This is a genomic window from Serratia surfactantfaciens (genome assembly GCF_001642805.2).
GTDB classification, from domain to species: Bacteria; Pseudomonadota; Gammaproteobacteria; order Enterobacterales; family Enterobacteriaceae; genus Serratia; species Serratia surfactantfaciens.
Window position 1 is genome coordinate 3,003,705 of sequence record NZ_CP016948.1, and the last position, 14,599, is coordinate 3,018,303.

At 56.3% G+C, this 14,599-nt stretch carries 15 protein-coding genes and 1 tRNA gene; 6 read left to right on the plus strand and 10 right to left on the minus strand.

Annotated elements, in window-relative coordinates; genetic code table 11:
• Positions 1-71 precede the first annotated feature (71 nt).
• The gene (gene ccmB / locus ATE40_RS14110) at positions 72-731 is read right to left on the minus strand and encodes a heme exporter protein CcmB (RefSeq protein WP_063919802.1); all 660 of its coding nucleotides are present in this window, start codon (positions 729-731) and stop codon (positions 72-74) included.
• Positions 731-1,363, minus strand: coding sequence for a cytochrome c biogenesis heme-transporting ATPase CcmA (gene ccmA / locus ATE40_RS14115; RefSeq protein WP_063919803.1), 633 nt, complete (start codon positions 1,361-1,363; stop codon positions 731-733). Before ccmA ends, ccmB begins: the two co-directional genes overlap by 1 nt.
• A 229-nt stretch (positions 1,364-1,592) precedes the next feature.
• Between ccmA and ATE40_RS14120 the strand changes: the two genes are divergently transcribed.
• Together ATE40_RS14120 and ATE40_RS14125 are read left to right on the plus strand one after the other, a co-directional pair.
• Positions 1,593-2,519, plus strand: coding sequence for a formate/nitrite transporter family protein (locus ATE40_RS14120; protein ID WP_019453792.1), 927 nt, complete (start codon positions 1,593-1,595; stop codon positions 2,517-2,519).
• A gap of 129 nt (positions 2,520-2,648) precedes the next feature.
• Positions 2,649-2,723 (plus strand) — tRNA-Arg (locus tag ATE40_RS14125).
• Positions 2,724-2,816: 93 nt separating this feature from the next.
• Here ATE40_RS14125 and ATE40_RS14130 read toward each other — a convergent pair.
• The 4 genes from ATE40_RS14130 to ATE40_RS14145 form a co-directional block, all read right to left on the minus strand.
• Positions 2,817-4,091, minus strand: a complete 1,275-nt coding sequence (locus ATE40_RS14130) for a lactonase family protein (protein WP_244889046.1) — start codon at positions 4,089-4,091, stop codon at positions 2,817-2,819.
• Positions 4,092-4,111: 20 nt separating this feature from the next.
• Positions 4,112-4,912 carry a helix-turn-helix domain-containing protein gene (locus ATE40_RS14135; RefSeq protein WP_063919805.1) on the minus strand — a complete coding sequence of 267 codons (801 nt, stop codon included), beginning with the start codon at positions 4,910-4,912 and terminating at the stop codon, positions 4,112-4,114.
• A 706-nt stretch (positions 4,913-5,618) separates the two neighbouring features.
• Positions 5,619-5,840, minus strand: a complete 222-nt coding sequence (locus ATE40_RS14140; protein WP_019453795.1) for a hypothetical protein — start codon at positions 5,838-5,840, stop codon at positions 5,619-5,621.
• 1 nt (position 5,841) lies between these two features.
• Entirely contained in the window at positions 5,842-6,813 is a 972-nt protein-coding gene (locus tag ATE40_RS14145; protein WP_063919806.1) for a hypothetical protein, read from the minus strand.
• A gap of 227 nt (positions 6,814-7,040) precedes the next feature.
• Here ATE40_RS14145 and ATE40_RS14150 point away from each other — a divergent pair, with 227 nt between their 5' ends.
• From ATE40_RS14150 to dsdC, 3 genes are all read left to right on the plus strand, one after another.
• Positions 7,041-8,537 (plus strand): helix-turn-helix transcriptional regulator, encoded by a 1,497-nt coding sequence (locus tag ATE40_RS14150; protein WP_019453797.1) that lies wholly within the window; start codon positions 7,041-7,043, stop codon positions 8,535-8,537.
• Between the two features lie 134 nt (positions 8,538-8,671).
• Positions 8,672-8,923 carry a CsbD family protein gene (locus ATE40_RS14155; RefSeq protein WP_019453798.1) on the plus strand — a complete coding sequence of 84 codons (252 nt, stop codon included), beginning with the start codon at positions 8,672-8,674 and terminating at the stop codon, positions 8,921-8,923.
• 377 nt (positions 8,924-9,300) lie between these two features.
• The gene (dsdC, locus tag ATE40_RS14160; RefSeq protein WP_019453799.1) at positions 9,301-10,230 is read left to right on the plus strand and encodes a DNA-binding transcriptional regulator DsdC; all 930 of its coding nucleotides are present in this window, start codon (positions 9,301-9,303) and stop codon (positions 10,228-10,230) included.
• 11 nt (positions 10,231-10,241) lie between these two features.
• On the opposite strand, the gene ATE40_RS14165 is transcribed toward dsdC, so the two are convergent.
• The 3 genes from ATE40_RS14165 to ATE40_RS14175 are packed head-to-tail and all read right to left on the minus strand — an operon-like array spanning position 10,242 to position 11,807.
• On the minus strand, positions 10,242-10,544 hold the full coding sequence (locus ATE40_RS14165; protein ID WP_019453800.1) for a hypothetical protein: 303 nt from the start codon (positions 10,542-10,544) through the stop codon (positions 10,242-10,244).
• A gap of 3 nt (positions 10,545-10,547) precedes the next feature.
• Positions 10,548-11,471, minus strand: a complete 924-nt coding sequence (locus tag ATE40_RS14170) for a DMT family transporter (RefSeq protein WP_063919807.1) — start codon at positions 11,469-11,471, stop codon at positions 10,548-10,550.
• A gap of 45 nt (positions 11,472-11,516) precedes the next feature.
• Positions 11,517-11,807, minus strand: a complete 291-nt coding sequence (locus tag ATE40_RS14175; RefSeq protein WP_025160153.1) for a hypothetical protein — start codon at positions 11,805-11,807, stop codon at positions 11,517-11,519.
• 404 nt (positions 11,808-12,211) lie between these two features.
• On the opposite strand from ATE40_RS14175, the gene ATE40_RS14180 reads away from it, so the two are divergent.
• A complete protein-coding gene (locus ATE40_RS14180; RefSeq protein WP_019453803.1) occupies positions 12,212-13,357 on the plus strand; it encodes a porin in 1,146 nt (381 codons plus the stop codon).
• 57 nt (positions 13,358-13,414) lie between these two features.
• Here ATE40_RS14180 and mltB read toward each other — a convergent pair whose 3' ends face one another.
• The gene (mltB, locus tag ATE40_RS14185; RefSeq protein WP_019453804.1) at positions 13,415-14,503 is read right to left on the minus strand and encodes a lytic murein transglycosylase B; all 1,089 of its coding nucleotides are present in this window, start codon (positions 14,501-14,503) and stop codon (positions 13,415-13,417) included.
• Between the last annotated feature and the right edge of the window lie 96 nt (positions 14,504-14,599).

The following is a 14,599-nucleotide window of genomic DNA, read 5'->3' on the forward strand; positions in this document are numbered from 1 at the left end:
CGAAACGGCGAAAATCTTCTGCGGGGTACGCTCTTGTCGGCCTTGCCCCGTCTGTTCATTCAATCAGTTAGCTAGTGCACGCTCACTCGCAGCGCCGCCGCGGTGGCAAACGGTGCCAATGTCACGCTGCCCGCCAGCATCGCGCCGAGTATAGCCAGATAACCGTCGATCGGCATGCCCATCGAGGCGGCGTCGATCGCGCCGGTGGCGAAGATCAGCACCGGGATATACAGCGGCAGCACCAGCAGGCTGAGCAGCACGCCCCCTTTGCGCAGACCGACGGTCAACCCCACGCCGATAGCGCCTATCAGGCTCAGCGTCGGCGTGCCGAGCAGCAGCGTCCCCGCCACCGCCAGCCAGGTCTGCATATCGAGCGACAGCAGCAGCGCCACCAGCGGCGACAGGATCAGCAACGGTAATCCCGTCACCACCCAGTGAGCACACACTTTGCCCAGCACCGTCATCGGCAGCGGCGTCGGCAGCAGCAACAGCTGCTCCAGCGAACCGTCGAGAAAATCGTCGCGAAACAGCCGCTCCAACGAGAGCAGCGAGGCCAGCAGCGCCGCCACCCACACGATGCCCGGCGCAATGCGCGCCAGCAACTGCGGCTCAGGGCCAATCCCCAACGGGAACAGCGTGATGACGATCAGGAAAAACCACAGCGGGTTGACGATCTCCGAACCTTTACGGCAGGCGATTTTCAATTCGCGACACAGCAGGGTCAAAAACATCACAAACTCCCCGCGTCGTGTTCCGCCAACCGGATTCTGCCCACCGTTTGGCTGACGCCGGCCAAATCCTGGTGCGTGGTCAACAATACCATGCCGCCCCGCTGCGCATGTTGTTCAAAAAGGCTAATCAACTCGGCCACGCCCTGTTTGTCGATCGCCGTTAGCGGCTCATCGAGGATCCACAGCGGCGCCGCGCTCAGCCACAGGCGCGCCAGCGCCACGCGCCGCTGCTGCCCCGCCGACAGCTGCGCCACCGGCAGATCTTCGTAACCCACCAGCCCCACCTGCTCCAGCGCGCGCCAGATGGCCTGATGATCGGCGACGCCGCGCACCGCTTGATAAAACTGCAGATTTTCGAAGGGCGTCAATACGGCCTTGATGCCGGGCTGGTGGCCGATAAACAACAAGTCTTGCTGGTAGGCTGCACGATCGCGCAACGTGCTGCGCCCGCGCCAGCACACCTCGCCGCCGTCCGGCCGCGCCAGACCGGCGAGAATGCGCAGCAGACTGGTCTTGCCCGCGCCGTTCGGCCCTTCTACCTGAATGATATCGCCCGGCTGAACTGAAAAGCTTAGCTCGCTAAACAGGATGCGCTCATCGCGCACGCAACTCAGACTTTTGGCTTCCAGCATCGGGGAACTCATATTTTTCTTTGGGATAGCGAATCATAGCATAAGCCTTTCCCCGCACGCAGCCCGCGGCGGGCGCGCCAACGGGACAATATGGCGAGCAGGATCAAGAATGCGTGGAAAAAACCGGCGGATTTTAACTCTTGTTACTTTTTTCTGTATTTCGCCGCATTTAGGCCGGGCAGCTACGCTTAATGACGTGAACTCACCCTTATTGAGCAGGAGCGACAGCATGAACGAACAGCAGCGCCAGGAGCACGAGCAGGATGAGACGATGCAGGTAGAGAGCGAAGAGCAGGAACAGGGCAAGCGCGAAATCGAAGTCAGGGAAGAGAATCTGCCGTCGCGCGCGGCGGCGGTACATGAACAGATCCGGATGGAGGGCGAAAAAGAGCTGGAGCGCGACGGGCTGGCGTTGCTGTGGTCGGCAGTCGCCGCCGGGCTGTCGATGGGCGCCTCGCTGGCGGCGAAAGGCATTTTCCACGCCCGTCTGCCGGACGATCCCAGCCGTTTTTTCATCGAGAACCTCGGCTACACCTTCGGTTTTATCATCGTCATCATGGCGCGCCAGCAGCTGTTTACCGAAAACACCGTCACGGCAGTGTTGCCAGTCATGCATAAACCCACGCCGCGTAACCTGCTGATCCTGCTGCGACTGTGGGGCGTGGTGCTGCTCGGCAACCTGATCGGCACCGGGCTGGCGGCGCTGGCGTTTACCCATATGCCGCTGTTCGACACCGAAACACGCGGCGCCTTCATCAGCCTGGGCGAAGAGGTGATACGCCATACGCCGGGAGAAATGTTCGCCAACGGCATTCTGGCCGGCTGGATCATCGCTACCATGGTATGGATGTTCCCGGCCGCCGGCGCGGCGAAAATCTGGGTGATCGTGCTGATGACCTATCTGGTGGCGATTTGCGATTTGACCCATATCGTGGTCGGTTCGGTAGAGATCCTCTATCTGGTGTTCAACGGCGCGATTGGCTGGCGAGAATTCGTTTATCCGTTCGCCTTGCCGACGCTGGCGGGCAATATCATCGGCGGCACCTTTATCTTTGCGCTGATAAGCCATGCGCAAATCCGCAACGATTTGAGCGCCAAAAATAAGGCGGCGCGCCTGCAAGAGGAAAAACGGCGCCACGGCGGGGAAAAACCGTGATCGCCGTCGGTTAGCCGAGGAAATTTCGGCGCGAACTGGCGAGGTATTGAGCAAACGCGCCGCTAAGCGCTTATTCTGCGGGTAAAAAAAGGTATAATGCCCCGGCAGCTTCGGTTGCCGACCCGCAGCGTCCCCGTAGTTAAACGGATATAACAAGCCCCTCCTAAGGGCTAGTTACTGGTTCGATTCCAGTCGGGGACACCATCCTTTCTTATCAAGCCATTCTCCATCATCTGCACCCGCAATCCGCCCTTTTCCCCTGTACAGACACGGTTTGCCCGCGCGTTATGATTGGCGTTAATTAAAAAACTTGATATCCGTCGGCGTTGAGATCGTCGCCGCCTCCCCCCTGGCCTGCAACTTGCCCGTCTCATCATCGAAATCGAACAGGGTCACGGTATTGGTGAACACATTCGTGGCATAGAGGTAGCGGCCTCCGACATCGAACGCGAGCGCACGCGGTTCAATGCCGCCGGCTTGATAGCGCGCCGGCGCGCCTGGCAGACCATTCTCGGCAATGCTTAATACCAGCAGTTGATTATCGCTGCCGCGATTGGTGGCAATAAGATATTTTCCGCTCGGGCTAAGGATAATGGCTCCGCCGCTTTTAAATTCCGCCGAGTCCTGCCCACCGTTCAGCTTCACTTTCCCCAGCGGCGTCAATCGATGGTCGTTGACGGCAAACGCCTCGATGTCGCCCGCCATTTCGGTGATGACATAGGCATATTCGCCTTGCGGCGAGAACACCATGTGCCGTGGACCGGCGCCGGGTGCAAAGCTGACATCGCGCGAGGCATCCGCCTGCAACGGCTGCGCGCTATCCGAACGGTAGCGATAGGCGTGCAGCTTGTCCCCGCCAAGATCCGCCGCATACAGATAGTTGCCATCGCGGCTGAAGGTGGTGGAGTGCGCATGGCCCCCTTCCTGACGCCCCTGCACGGCGCCGGAACCTGATGTAAACGGATAATGCTGCACGGACTCACCCAGCTTGCCGTCGCCGCCAATCGGCAATGCCGTCACGCCCGCGCCACCTTGAGTGACGGAGTAGTTGGCGACAAACAGATACCGGCCATCCGGGCTGAGTGTGGCATGCGTCGGCTGCCGGCCTGCACTGTTCACCGTATTCAGTACCCGGACGGCGCCGTCTTGGCCTATCGCCAACGCGGTCACCGTTCCCGCGTCCTCTTCATTGGTGACATAGGCAAAACGGCCATCGCGAGATTTTACGATCCACGACGGGCTTTTCATCTTAATCACATCGAGCGGCGTTAACGTGCCGTCGCCATTCACCGCCAGGCGATAGAGCCCTTCACTGGGATGCGCCGGTTTCTGCACCGCCGGCGCATCCGGAATATGGGTCCAGGTTCCGACCAACGCTATTTTCTGATGATCCTGCTTATTTGCCATCGCATTTCCTGAAAACATGAAAAAAATTAACACCACCGTAAATTTAATGGCCTGCTGACCTAAACCGGCAACCCTTGTTCGGCCAGGCGCAGGTAATGTAAAAGGTAGCATAAAGCGAACCTGTTGGCGTTTATTAATCGGGTCGAGGCTTTTTTCTCTATTCATGATGTCTTCTTGCCTTATCACTAGGTTACAGGAATAAGTATATCGACATTGATAACATTACCATTTAAATTATCTTGTCTATATAACTCGATAAAAAAGCTCTCCCGCATTTTGACATTGATAGCCGGCAGATAGATGTCGTATATTCCTTCGAAAAATTTAACGTACTCTGACAACTCCCCCATAAAGGGGATGACAATATATCTACCCATAGGGATATAAAAATTAAAAATAGAATGAAAAACCTCTGATTCCTTGCTGCTGGAATGCCATTTATGGCTCCTGTTCTTTTCGGCATTACACACCCCTCGCTGCTTGCTTAACCATTTCTCATTGGTCTGTGCAATGTCACTGGCATCTCTGTATTTTCTTATAGAATGAAAAATCAGTGCCTTGTAATGCTTTAACATCTCAATGTCATCCGGCATGACCGCGTGGTAGAAATAGGGTTTCTTGTCGTTGCCATATGGCGGGATCTGCATGGAAAAATCCCACCCCCTGCTGTTCCTGAAGCTGTTGGGCGTTTCGCCAAAGAAACGTTTGAATGCCCGCGTGTAACATTGCTGAGAGGCAAACCCGGATGCCAGGGCAACATCCAATATATTTCCTTGGTGCTGTTTGAGCAGAATAGCAGAGCGACTCAGTTTTCTATTCCTTATATAAGTCCCGAGCGTTATGCCAAAATAATGCTTAAACAGCCGTTGCAAATGCCATTTAGAGTAGCCTGAAATAATGGAAACCTTTTCAACTGACAGCCCCTCGACAATATTCTTCTCCATATACTCCAACACCTGTACAAGAATATCTTTTCTGTAATCCATATGTGCTCCTTGCCTTTATAAGATTTGCGTCCTTTTTATTAAAATCGTTAACCAAACAAACCAAGTCATTAAGATTAATCCTAAAAAAAATCACCCTGCCAATTCATTTTTTACGGCATAGGAAAAACTATCGCATAAATAACTGAAAATGATCATGTTATATAAATCCCGCCATGGGAAACCCATAAAACAAAATCAAGCCATGTAAAATGCACTCATCAAAGATGCACTTGCCACACCTGGTGGAATCACACTTTTTGTTAATTGTTTTACCTTAAAGTGTTTTTTTACAGCCGGATTGCATGGCCGAATAGGAATTTCATCATCACAAATGAAAACGCATTTTATAGTTTGGCCCGCCGATAAATATTACTGCGGCCGATATGTAAAAGGATGATCGTCAGTCAAAGAAAACGAGAGAGGTAAGCTCAGGAATTGAACGTTGTTCTCAATAATCTCGCGTCGCAATAGCACATTTCTTTTTTATCGTTCCAGCGCAGAGAAAACGGATGTTTTAACCAACCTTGCTCGATGCCCTGTTTTACAAACCACGCCCATAGGGAGCCACGTCCACTCCCGTGAACCGCACACCTCTCCCCCGGTAAAATACCGAGCCGACTCGCCCCGTGCCTTGTCGCCAGAACGGCCTACGGCCCCAAACAAAAAGCCCAGCACGTGAGGCTGGGCTTTTCATTCAACAAATGGATTAATCAGTCAGGTTATCGATCTCTGCCGATCGGTGTTTACGCAACAGATACAGCAGCAAAGATACCCGTCGTTCGGTGCGTTCCGGGGTATCCGGTGGCAGGTTGTAGCGCAAGGTGTAGCGCTCGTTGTTCTCGTTGCAAAAATCGATGACGAGCACGGGGGCTGACGCCCCCGCCACTTTTCGATAATTCAGCGAGATGCACGACAGGTTTTTCTTCATCTCAACTTACCGCGACGGTACGACGGGTGGATTCAGCAATCCGCCCCACGCCCGCGCTCAGCGCGGCGCCCAACAGCAGCACCAACAGGGAGCCCCATGCGGCACGAGACAGCTGTTTGGCCGCTTCATCGGCCGCTTCGCGCGCCTTTTGTTCGGCCTGCGCCTTGAGTTTTTCCACTTTTTGCACCGCCTGCTGGTAAGCCTGAGCGTAGTTATCGACGATTTGGCTCGCTTCGTCGCGGCTCTTCCCGGTGCGCGCGGCAACGATATTCACCAGCGCGTTCTTATCGGCGGCGCTCAGCGTCGGCTCTCCGGACTGTTTGACGCGTTCGAACCACTGCTTAAGCTCGGTGGCGGCCTGCGCAGGATCGGCAGCGGCATCCATGGCTGATTGTTTGCCGTCAGCGGCCACCCGATCGGCCTTCTGTTCCAACCGTGCAGGATCCAACTCCGGCTTACCGGTCTGCTTAAGCGTGGCGTTCAACTGGTTTTCCAGACTTCCCCAGTCCAGGCTGATGCCGTTTTTATCCAGCTGTTGCTTGAGGCCTTCGCCCACGTTTGGCGCCGCCGCCGCCAGGCCGCTGCCCGCCAGCGAAAGCCCCTTGCCCACCGCGCTGCCCGCCAGTCCAACCACGCCACTTGCCAATGAAACCATCAGCCAGGTGGTCAGCAAGGTGGTGATAGACCAGCTCAGCAGGCCATGCAAGCCGCCGCGGTTCGGCGCGGTGCGCCCGGCGACGAACGCGCCAGCGGCCAGCGCCGCCAGCGTTGAAACCAGCAGCCAGATGCCGGTGCCGGTGCCAAAGCCGCTCAGCGGATTGCCCTGTTGCATCATATCCACGGCCTGAGCGCCAATAGCCGTACCCAGCACGCTGAATATCAGATAAGTCACCAGCGCCACGGCACTCCCGGCCAATATCGAGCCCCATGACACCTGAAACGCAAAGCGATTTGATTCATAGACAGTGGTCATCGTTGTTCCTTATATTTTCTGGACAAGTGATTGCACGCACGGCGGATAACCGCGCAGACAAATTCAGTCTGCCGCGCGGCGTCGTCGGCCGTCCCGGTTCATTTGCGCCAGAATGACTAGTGCATTCACACCCTGCGAATTCGCACGTTATGCACTAAGCTGCTCAGCGAGTAGCGTAATCTGCGGCCCCCGCCAGAGGCCGCCCCCTTCTGTCTAGCGGAGAATCCATGAGCCAATCCGTCCTCGCCAGCGAAACCCAGCGCGGCCACCTGCAGCAAATCATCTCCGGCTTGTCCGACGGCGTGATCCTGACGGATACCGAGCAAACCCTTCTCTGGGCCAACGAGGCCGCGCTCGCCATGCATGGCGTGGGTCATCAGAAAGCCCTGGGGGCCAATGCCGGCGAGTACGCGGCGCGTTTTGCCCTGCGCTATCGCAACAATCATCCGCTGGCGCTGGAACAGTACCCGCTGAGCCGGGTTGCCGATGGCGAGACCTTTACCGATGTGGTGGTGGAAGTTCGGCGGTTAGACGATCCGGACAGCTTCTGGGTGCACCGCCTGCGGAGCCTGATCGTCACCGATCCGCAGGGGCAGCCGGAGCTGCTGGCGCTGATCCTGAGCGATGCTACCGAGTGGGCCAGCGCGGAGCAGCGTTTTGAAAAAACCTTCAACGCCAACCCGGCGCCGGCGGTCATCTGTCGGCTAAGCGACCTGCGCTACGTCAAGGTCAATCAAGGGTTTCTGGATATGACCGGTTATCAACGCGAACAGGTCATGGGCCGTTCGGTTTATGAAGTGGATGTCCTGGAACAAGCGGAGCACAAAGAGCTGGCGGTACAGCGCCTGGGAGAAGGCGCCACCATTCCGCAGATGGAGGCCGAGCTGAAACTGCCCGGTGGCGGAAGCAAGCTGGTGGTGGTTGCCGGCCAACCATTGGACTTCAATGAAGACGATTGCATGCTGTTCACATTCACCGATCTCGAACCCCGACGCCAGGCTGAATCGGCGCTGCGAGAAAGCGAAGAGCGATTCGCCAAGGCATTTCGCCTGAGCCCGGTGCCAACGCTACTGTGCACCGCAGACGAGCGGCGCGTGCTGGATGTCAACGAAGCCTTCACCCGCACCACCGAGTACGAGGCCGAAGCCTTGATCGGCAAGACGGTCGATGAGATCCAGTTTATTGACGATCCCGAGGCAAGCCGCCGGCTGTTTGCCGCCCTGGAAAAAGGCGGTAACGTCGAAGGGCTGGACATCCAGGTGCGCAAGAAAGGGAGTGAGCTGATCGACTGCGTGGCCTCGGCGGACGCCATCAGCATCCACAATGCGCCCTGTTATCTGTTGGTCTTGATGGACATTACCGAACGCAAACGCTCGGAGCTGGAGCTGGTGAGCGCCATCGAAGAAGTGATGCAGGACGCTTCCTGGTTCAGCCAAACCCTGATCGAAAAACTGGCTAACGTGAAAAGCATCAACCGGCCCGACCAGGCCAGATTTAACGCCAGCGATCTCACGCCGCGCGAGCGCGATGTGCTGGAATTGATTTGCGAGGGGCTGCCGGACAAGAAAATCGCGGCGCGTCTCAATCTGGCGCTCAACACCATTCGCAACCATGTCGCGACGGTCTATTCCAAACTGGGTGTGCATAGCCGCAGCGAAGCCATCGTCTGGGCCAGAGAACGCGGGCTGTTTACCGGTGGGCCGAGCGCCAGGAACAGCAAGTAGCCTGCAAATGCACTATCCGCACCGATGCAAACGCCCCTTATAGGCACCCGATGTAGTGCATAACATGGAAATGCAAATGCAAGCTTTCGCCCTGTGCGGAAGCCAAACGGATCGAACCTTAGGAGCGCATCATAATGAACAGCGAAAAAGCCGATGGCATGATAGAGAAAGTGGCGGGCAAAGCGCAGGAAATGGCGGGCGACGTTACCGGAAACGAACGTTTGCAAGCCGAAGGCGCCACGCGCTATGCAGCGGGCGCGCTGCAAGAAAAATACGGCGAAGCCCTGAGCTGTGCCGGCAGCATGATGAAGAAAAACCCAATCGTCGCGTTGGCTTTGATTGCCGGCGCAGGCCTATTGACCGGCCTGCTGCTGCGCCGCCGTTGATGCGCGCCGACGAGCAAACCGCTTTTCACTGAATGCCGGGCCCGGTGGGTAGCCATCAGGCCCGGTCCTCTCGGCCAAAGAGCAAACACAGCGGGTGCGCCGAATTATCATAGTGAAGCCGCTATATCCCTCATAGATAGGCGTATTTAGTCGCCGCTTAACCGCAGCCATGTTATTTTACTCACCGATTCCCGACGCTCATCGTCTTCTCACCCCAAGCCATCCGCCCGTTATTTACGGTCATGAGGCAATAAATCAGCTTACCCTCAGCATCACTGAAATCGTCAGTTTAACATCCGAATATATTCACCAACCTGGGTTTATCCCTTTCTCCATTAAATGTTAGTATCGCTGCATTGCGCGCACGGAGAAATAACATGTTCCCCAGTAGAAAATATTCACAACGGGCCACCCCGCTGACCAGCTATCAATTTTCCCGGCTGCATACTTTCGAATGCGTCGCCCGTCATTTATCTTTTGCGCTGGCGGCGCAAGAATTGTCGATCACCCCCAGCGCCGTGAGCCATCGCATTAATTTGCTCGAAAAGGAGTTGGGCTTTCTGCTATTCCAGCGTTTTCATCGCAGAATTACCCTGACGCCGGAAGGTGAGCGCATGCAATGGGCGCTGGACAGTTCCTTCAACACTTTGAATCAGGAAATTCTGGATATCAAAAATCGCGAGTTGACGGGGACATTGACGCTCTACTCGCACCCATCCCTGGTGCAATGTCTGCTGCTGCCGCGCATCGGCGACTTTATCGCCCAACACCCCACCATTCACCTCAATATTCTGACCGGGCAAGAGATCATCAACCTGGCCAACCGTGGCGTGGACCTGGCGATGTACTTCGGCAAACTGCCCTCTGGGCGGCATCTGGACGAAGCCTTTATGCAGGAATCAATGGTGCCGATCTGCACCCCGCAGTACGCCGCCGCGCATAATCTGTACGACGCGCCGGAAAACCTGGCCCACTGCACGTTGCTGCACGATCGCTACAATTCCGGCGAAGATGAATGGCAAACCTGGTCGCAACACTTTGCGCTGGGGTTGGATACCGACAGCAAAAGCATGGAGTTCGACCGCTCCGATCTTGCGGTGCTGGCCGCCACGCGGCACCTTGGCGTCGCCATGGGGCGGCTCAATCTGGTGCAGGATTGGATCAAAAGCGGTGAGCTGATCATCCCGTTCAGCAATATGACCGTGCCCTGTGAGCACTGCTATTTTACCTCGACCATCTCCGAACGGCAGTGGCCGAAAATCCTCGCCTTTAAACAGTGGATCATGAAGACCTTTCCTCTGGCCTGACGGCCAGAGGCTTATTTCCATATGTTGGGGGAATAAGAGAAGTGCAGCGCACAGGCATAAATGCGCCCGTCTTTTGAATAGGAGATGTATTTCCGATTTTTATCCCAGGCCAGCAGGGAATTATTGGCAAAGTAATAAACTTCCAACGCCATCCCGTTAGCCAACTTTGACCAGCCTCGGCTTCTTATTACGGTCAAATCGCCGTTATCGATGAGCGTAATCAGCGGCACGCCCCAGGCATAGCGAGATATTTGCAGTTGAATAATGAATTGGCTTTCGCAGCTTATTTGGTAGTTCTGTACATCAACATCCATAATTTATATTTTTGGTGCCACCCTTCGGTCAACATAAATAAGATATGAGCAACTCACCACGACTAGCCCCAGCACGATCAGCACAGCACCCAATACAAACTCAATTTGCAGCGGTTCGCCGAGAATGACGACACCCGCCAGGATACCGAATACCGGGGTCATAAAGGTAAGAATGCCCAGCGAAGAAGCCTGATAGCGGCGCAACAGTGAAAACCAGATCAGGTAGCTGAAAAACGACACGATCACCGTTTGGAACAGCAAACTGCTCCAGACCACCGTGCTCATGACGACGTGCAAATTGCCCGTCGCTATCGCCAGCAGCGACAGCAGCACGCCGGCGCCCGTCAACTGAAACAGCAGCGTCTGTTTGGCGGGGCACTCCGCCAGACGGGTGGTGCGAATCACCAGAGTAGAACCGCCCCAGGCGATCCCCGCCAGCAGGCCGTAGAGATCGCCTTTCAGCCGCTCGGCACCGCCGCTTTCCACGGCCATGCCCGACATGGCCAGCACCACGCCGCCAAAGGCGATGAGCATGCCAAACCACTGCATCGGCGACAGGCGCTCCTGATGAATAAGAAAATGCAGGCCAAGCGCGGAAAACAGCGGCGCGGTGTACAAAAACACCGCCATATGTGAAGCACTGGTGTAACGCAGCCCCTCGGAGACAAAAAAGAACTCCAGCGCAAACAATCCCCCCACGCTCAAACCGGCGCACAGCGTAGCGCGATCCCAGGTGAAGCGTTCGCCGCGGCAGCGCGCCAGCAGATAAACCCCCAGCGCGGCGAGACCCGAGCGAATGGCAATCTGCAGCACCGCCGACATGTCCGACTCTGCCGCCTTGATCGCCACCTGCTGCATCCCCCAGATGGCGCATAGCATCACCATGGCGGCGGCAGCTCTGCCGTCGATACCAATTCTTGCATTCATAATAAGTTCTCGCCGCCGTTGGAATAATAACAGGCTGCCGTCGTCTTATTCTTTATAAACCACGATTTCCTGATAAAGTTTAATAACCTCACCATCGCTGTCTACGGCGTCGGTATATTCGGTTTGCTGCGCCAAATGAATCACCTTCCATCCTTTACGCGCCAGTTCAGGGATCGTCAGGTGCCCCACGCCGCGGCAGGTAAACAGGGTATCGTCGGACAACCTGAGTTTGCTAACCTCAGCATAATCATAAGCTTGAGAATGGCAAACGTGCGACTCCGCCGCCATCGCCGGTAATGAAAACAACCCCACTAACAACATTAACAGGTTTCTCATGGCGACCTCCCAATCGCTTATTTATCCCGACCGATTACGCAGCCAAAGGTCAACGTTAATACGGCGGTGACAGGCTAAAATCAATTATCTCTTGCACGGTTGAAATTACAGGCAGGCGCCGGTGGCTGACAAATGAAAAATATAAACCTTGGCGTTAAATGAATTCATCCAAGCGGAGAGGCATGCATAGCGCCCGTTTTCGCCGCACGAAATGGTCAAAAACCGGCCAATAATTAGCAAGAAAAGTAATTATTTATCTCGTCGTTTATGTTACAAATGCCGCCCGCCGCGAAAACACTAAAAAACACCGTCAAAATGCGCAAAAACGCAGCTTTTTGCGCAAAACATCGGCATGGCGGCGCTGATGGGGGCGGTCATACATAAAACAGGGATAACACATGGCAATGAAATTGCGCGTAGTGACTCAGGCAGTGGCGCTGGGTCTGGCGATCGGCAGTGCGTCGTTCGCCGCTCAGGCGGAAATCACCCTGCTGAAGCAAGATCCGCAGGCCGGCGATCCGCTCAGCCGCCTGAACTTCACCGTTGGCGGCAGCATCCGTCCGCAGTTCAACAACATGACGGGCGACGGTGACAAGGGCTCCTACAAGCGTAACGGCTTCGACGGCGGCACCCGTTTCCGTTTCGCGGCGGACTACTACCTGTTCGACGATATCAGCTGGATCAGCTACTACGAGCTGGGTGTGAACATTCCGGCGCTGTTTGACTGGGATCATCACTATGCCGACGGCGCGCGAAACACCAGCCGCCGCATGCTGTATACCGGCCTGAAGAGCAAAACCTGGGGACAGATGACCTTCGGCCAGCAGAACAGCGTTTACTATGATGTCGTCGGTGCCAAAACCGACATCTGGGACTACGACATGCTGGCTCAGGCGCCGGGCAACGGCATCAACGGCGACTACGACGGCTCTTACCGTTCACGCAAAATGCTGAAGTACAAAAATAGCTTCGGCGATGCGGACGTTTACGCTTCGTACCTGTTCAGCGACAGCGACTACCTGCCGGGCAACGGCCTGCGCTATAAGCGCAAAGGCGGCGGCTCACTGGGCGTGGATTACCACATTACTCAGGATCTGACCTGGGGCACCGCCTGGAACTACACCCGCGCCGAAATGCGCAACCCGTCCACCAGCGGCAGCAAAAGCTACGACCAGAACATCGTCGGCACCGCCATCAGCTGGAAACCGGACAACTGGACGCTGACCTTCGGCGGCGGTTACTACCACGACTTCCTGACCACCAAGAAAGCCGACATCAACAATTACTTCGCCGGCGACGCGTGGGGCATCGAGTACCTGGCCGGTTATACCGTGCCGGTTGGTCAGTACGCGGTGAAATCGGTGATGCCGTACTTCATGGGCGATCGCCTGGAATACGTCACCGGCCGCAACTACCAGCGCATCGACAACGGCCTCGGGGTTACCGTGCAGTTTGACTACGGCTTCCGCGTTGACGTAGAGCATGTGCTGACATCGAGCACCGACAACCTCGGCGATATGACCGTGGTGCGTCTGCGCTACGACTTCTGATTGCTCAGAACGTAAAAAAGGCCGCGCAAGCGGCCTTTTTCGTTGATTGAAGCAGCGTCAGAAACCGCCGCGCGCCGAGCGCCCAACCGCTTCGCCCAACTGCCACACCGCCATGGCGTAGTGGGTGCTGTGGTTATAGCGGGTGATGACGTAGAAGTTCGGCAAGCCGTACCAATACTGGTAGCCGGTGCCAACGTCCAGCCGCAGCAGGCTGGCCTCCTGATTATCGCCGAGCGAACCCTGTGGGCTTAGGCCAGCTTCCGCCAGCGCGGCAACCGAATAGCGAGTCTTGAAGCCGTTTTCCAGCCCCGGCGCCTGGCCGTTGGCCTGGATGGCGACCGGTTCGCCTTTGGACCACCCGTGCGCCTTGAAGTAATTGGCCACGCTGCCGATGGCATCGACCGGATCCCACAGGTTGATATGACCATCGCCGTTAAAGTCGACCGCATAGCTTTTGAAGGAGGAAGGCATGAACTGCCCGTAGCCCATCGCGCCGGCGAAGGAGCCACGCAGCTCGAGCGGATCGTCGCCTTCGGTGCGCGACATCAGCAGGAAGGTTTCCAGCTCACCGGCGAAGTAATCGGCGCGGCGCGGATAGTCAAAGGCCAGCGTCGCCAACGCATCGATAATGCGGGTTTTACCCATTACGCGGCCCCAGCGGGTCTCCACGCCGATAATCCCCACGATGATCTCCGGCGGCACGCCGTACACCTGCCAGGCACGCTGCAGCGCATCCTGATATTGGTTCCAGAACACCACGCCGTTCTGCACGTTATCCGGCGTAATAAATTTGTTGCGATAGCGCAGCCAGGAGCCATTCGGCCCGGTTGGCCCCTGGGTAGACGGCGTCGGCGCTTGCCTGTCCATCAGCCGCAGCACCGAATCCAATCGTCGGGCCTGCGCCAGCACATCGTGCAGCTGCTGCCGATCAAAGCCGTGTTCCTGCACCATCTTATCGATAAAGCGCGCGGTATTCGGGTTATTGGCGAAATCCCCCCCCAGCGGCGCGCCGCTGTGCGCCGGGCTCAGCAAAAAGCCGCCTTTTACCGGGGCGTTCTGCGGCGTAGCGGTGGTACTGGGTTTCGGCGTGCTGCTACAGGCAGCAAGCAAGGTAATCAGCGGTAAAAGCGCAACCAGGTGACGCATCGGATATCCATATAGCCATGCAAGAGATAAGTGAGAGTTATGTTAATGCATTGTTCGGTGCGAACAAACAGGATTATGTCGCCAATTACCGCCTCA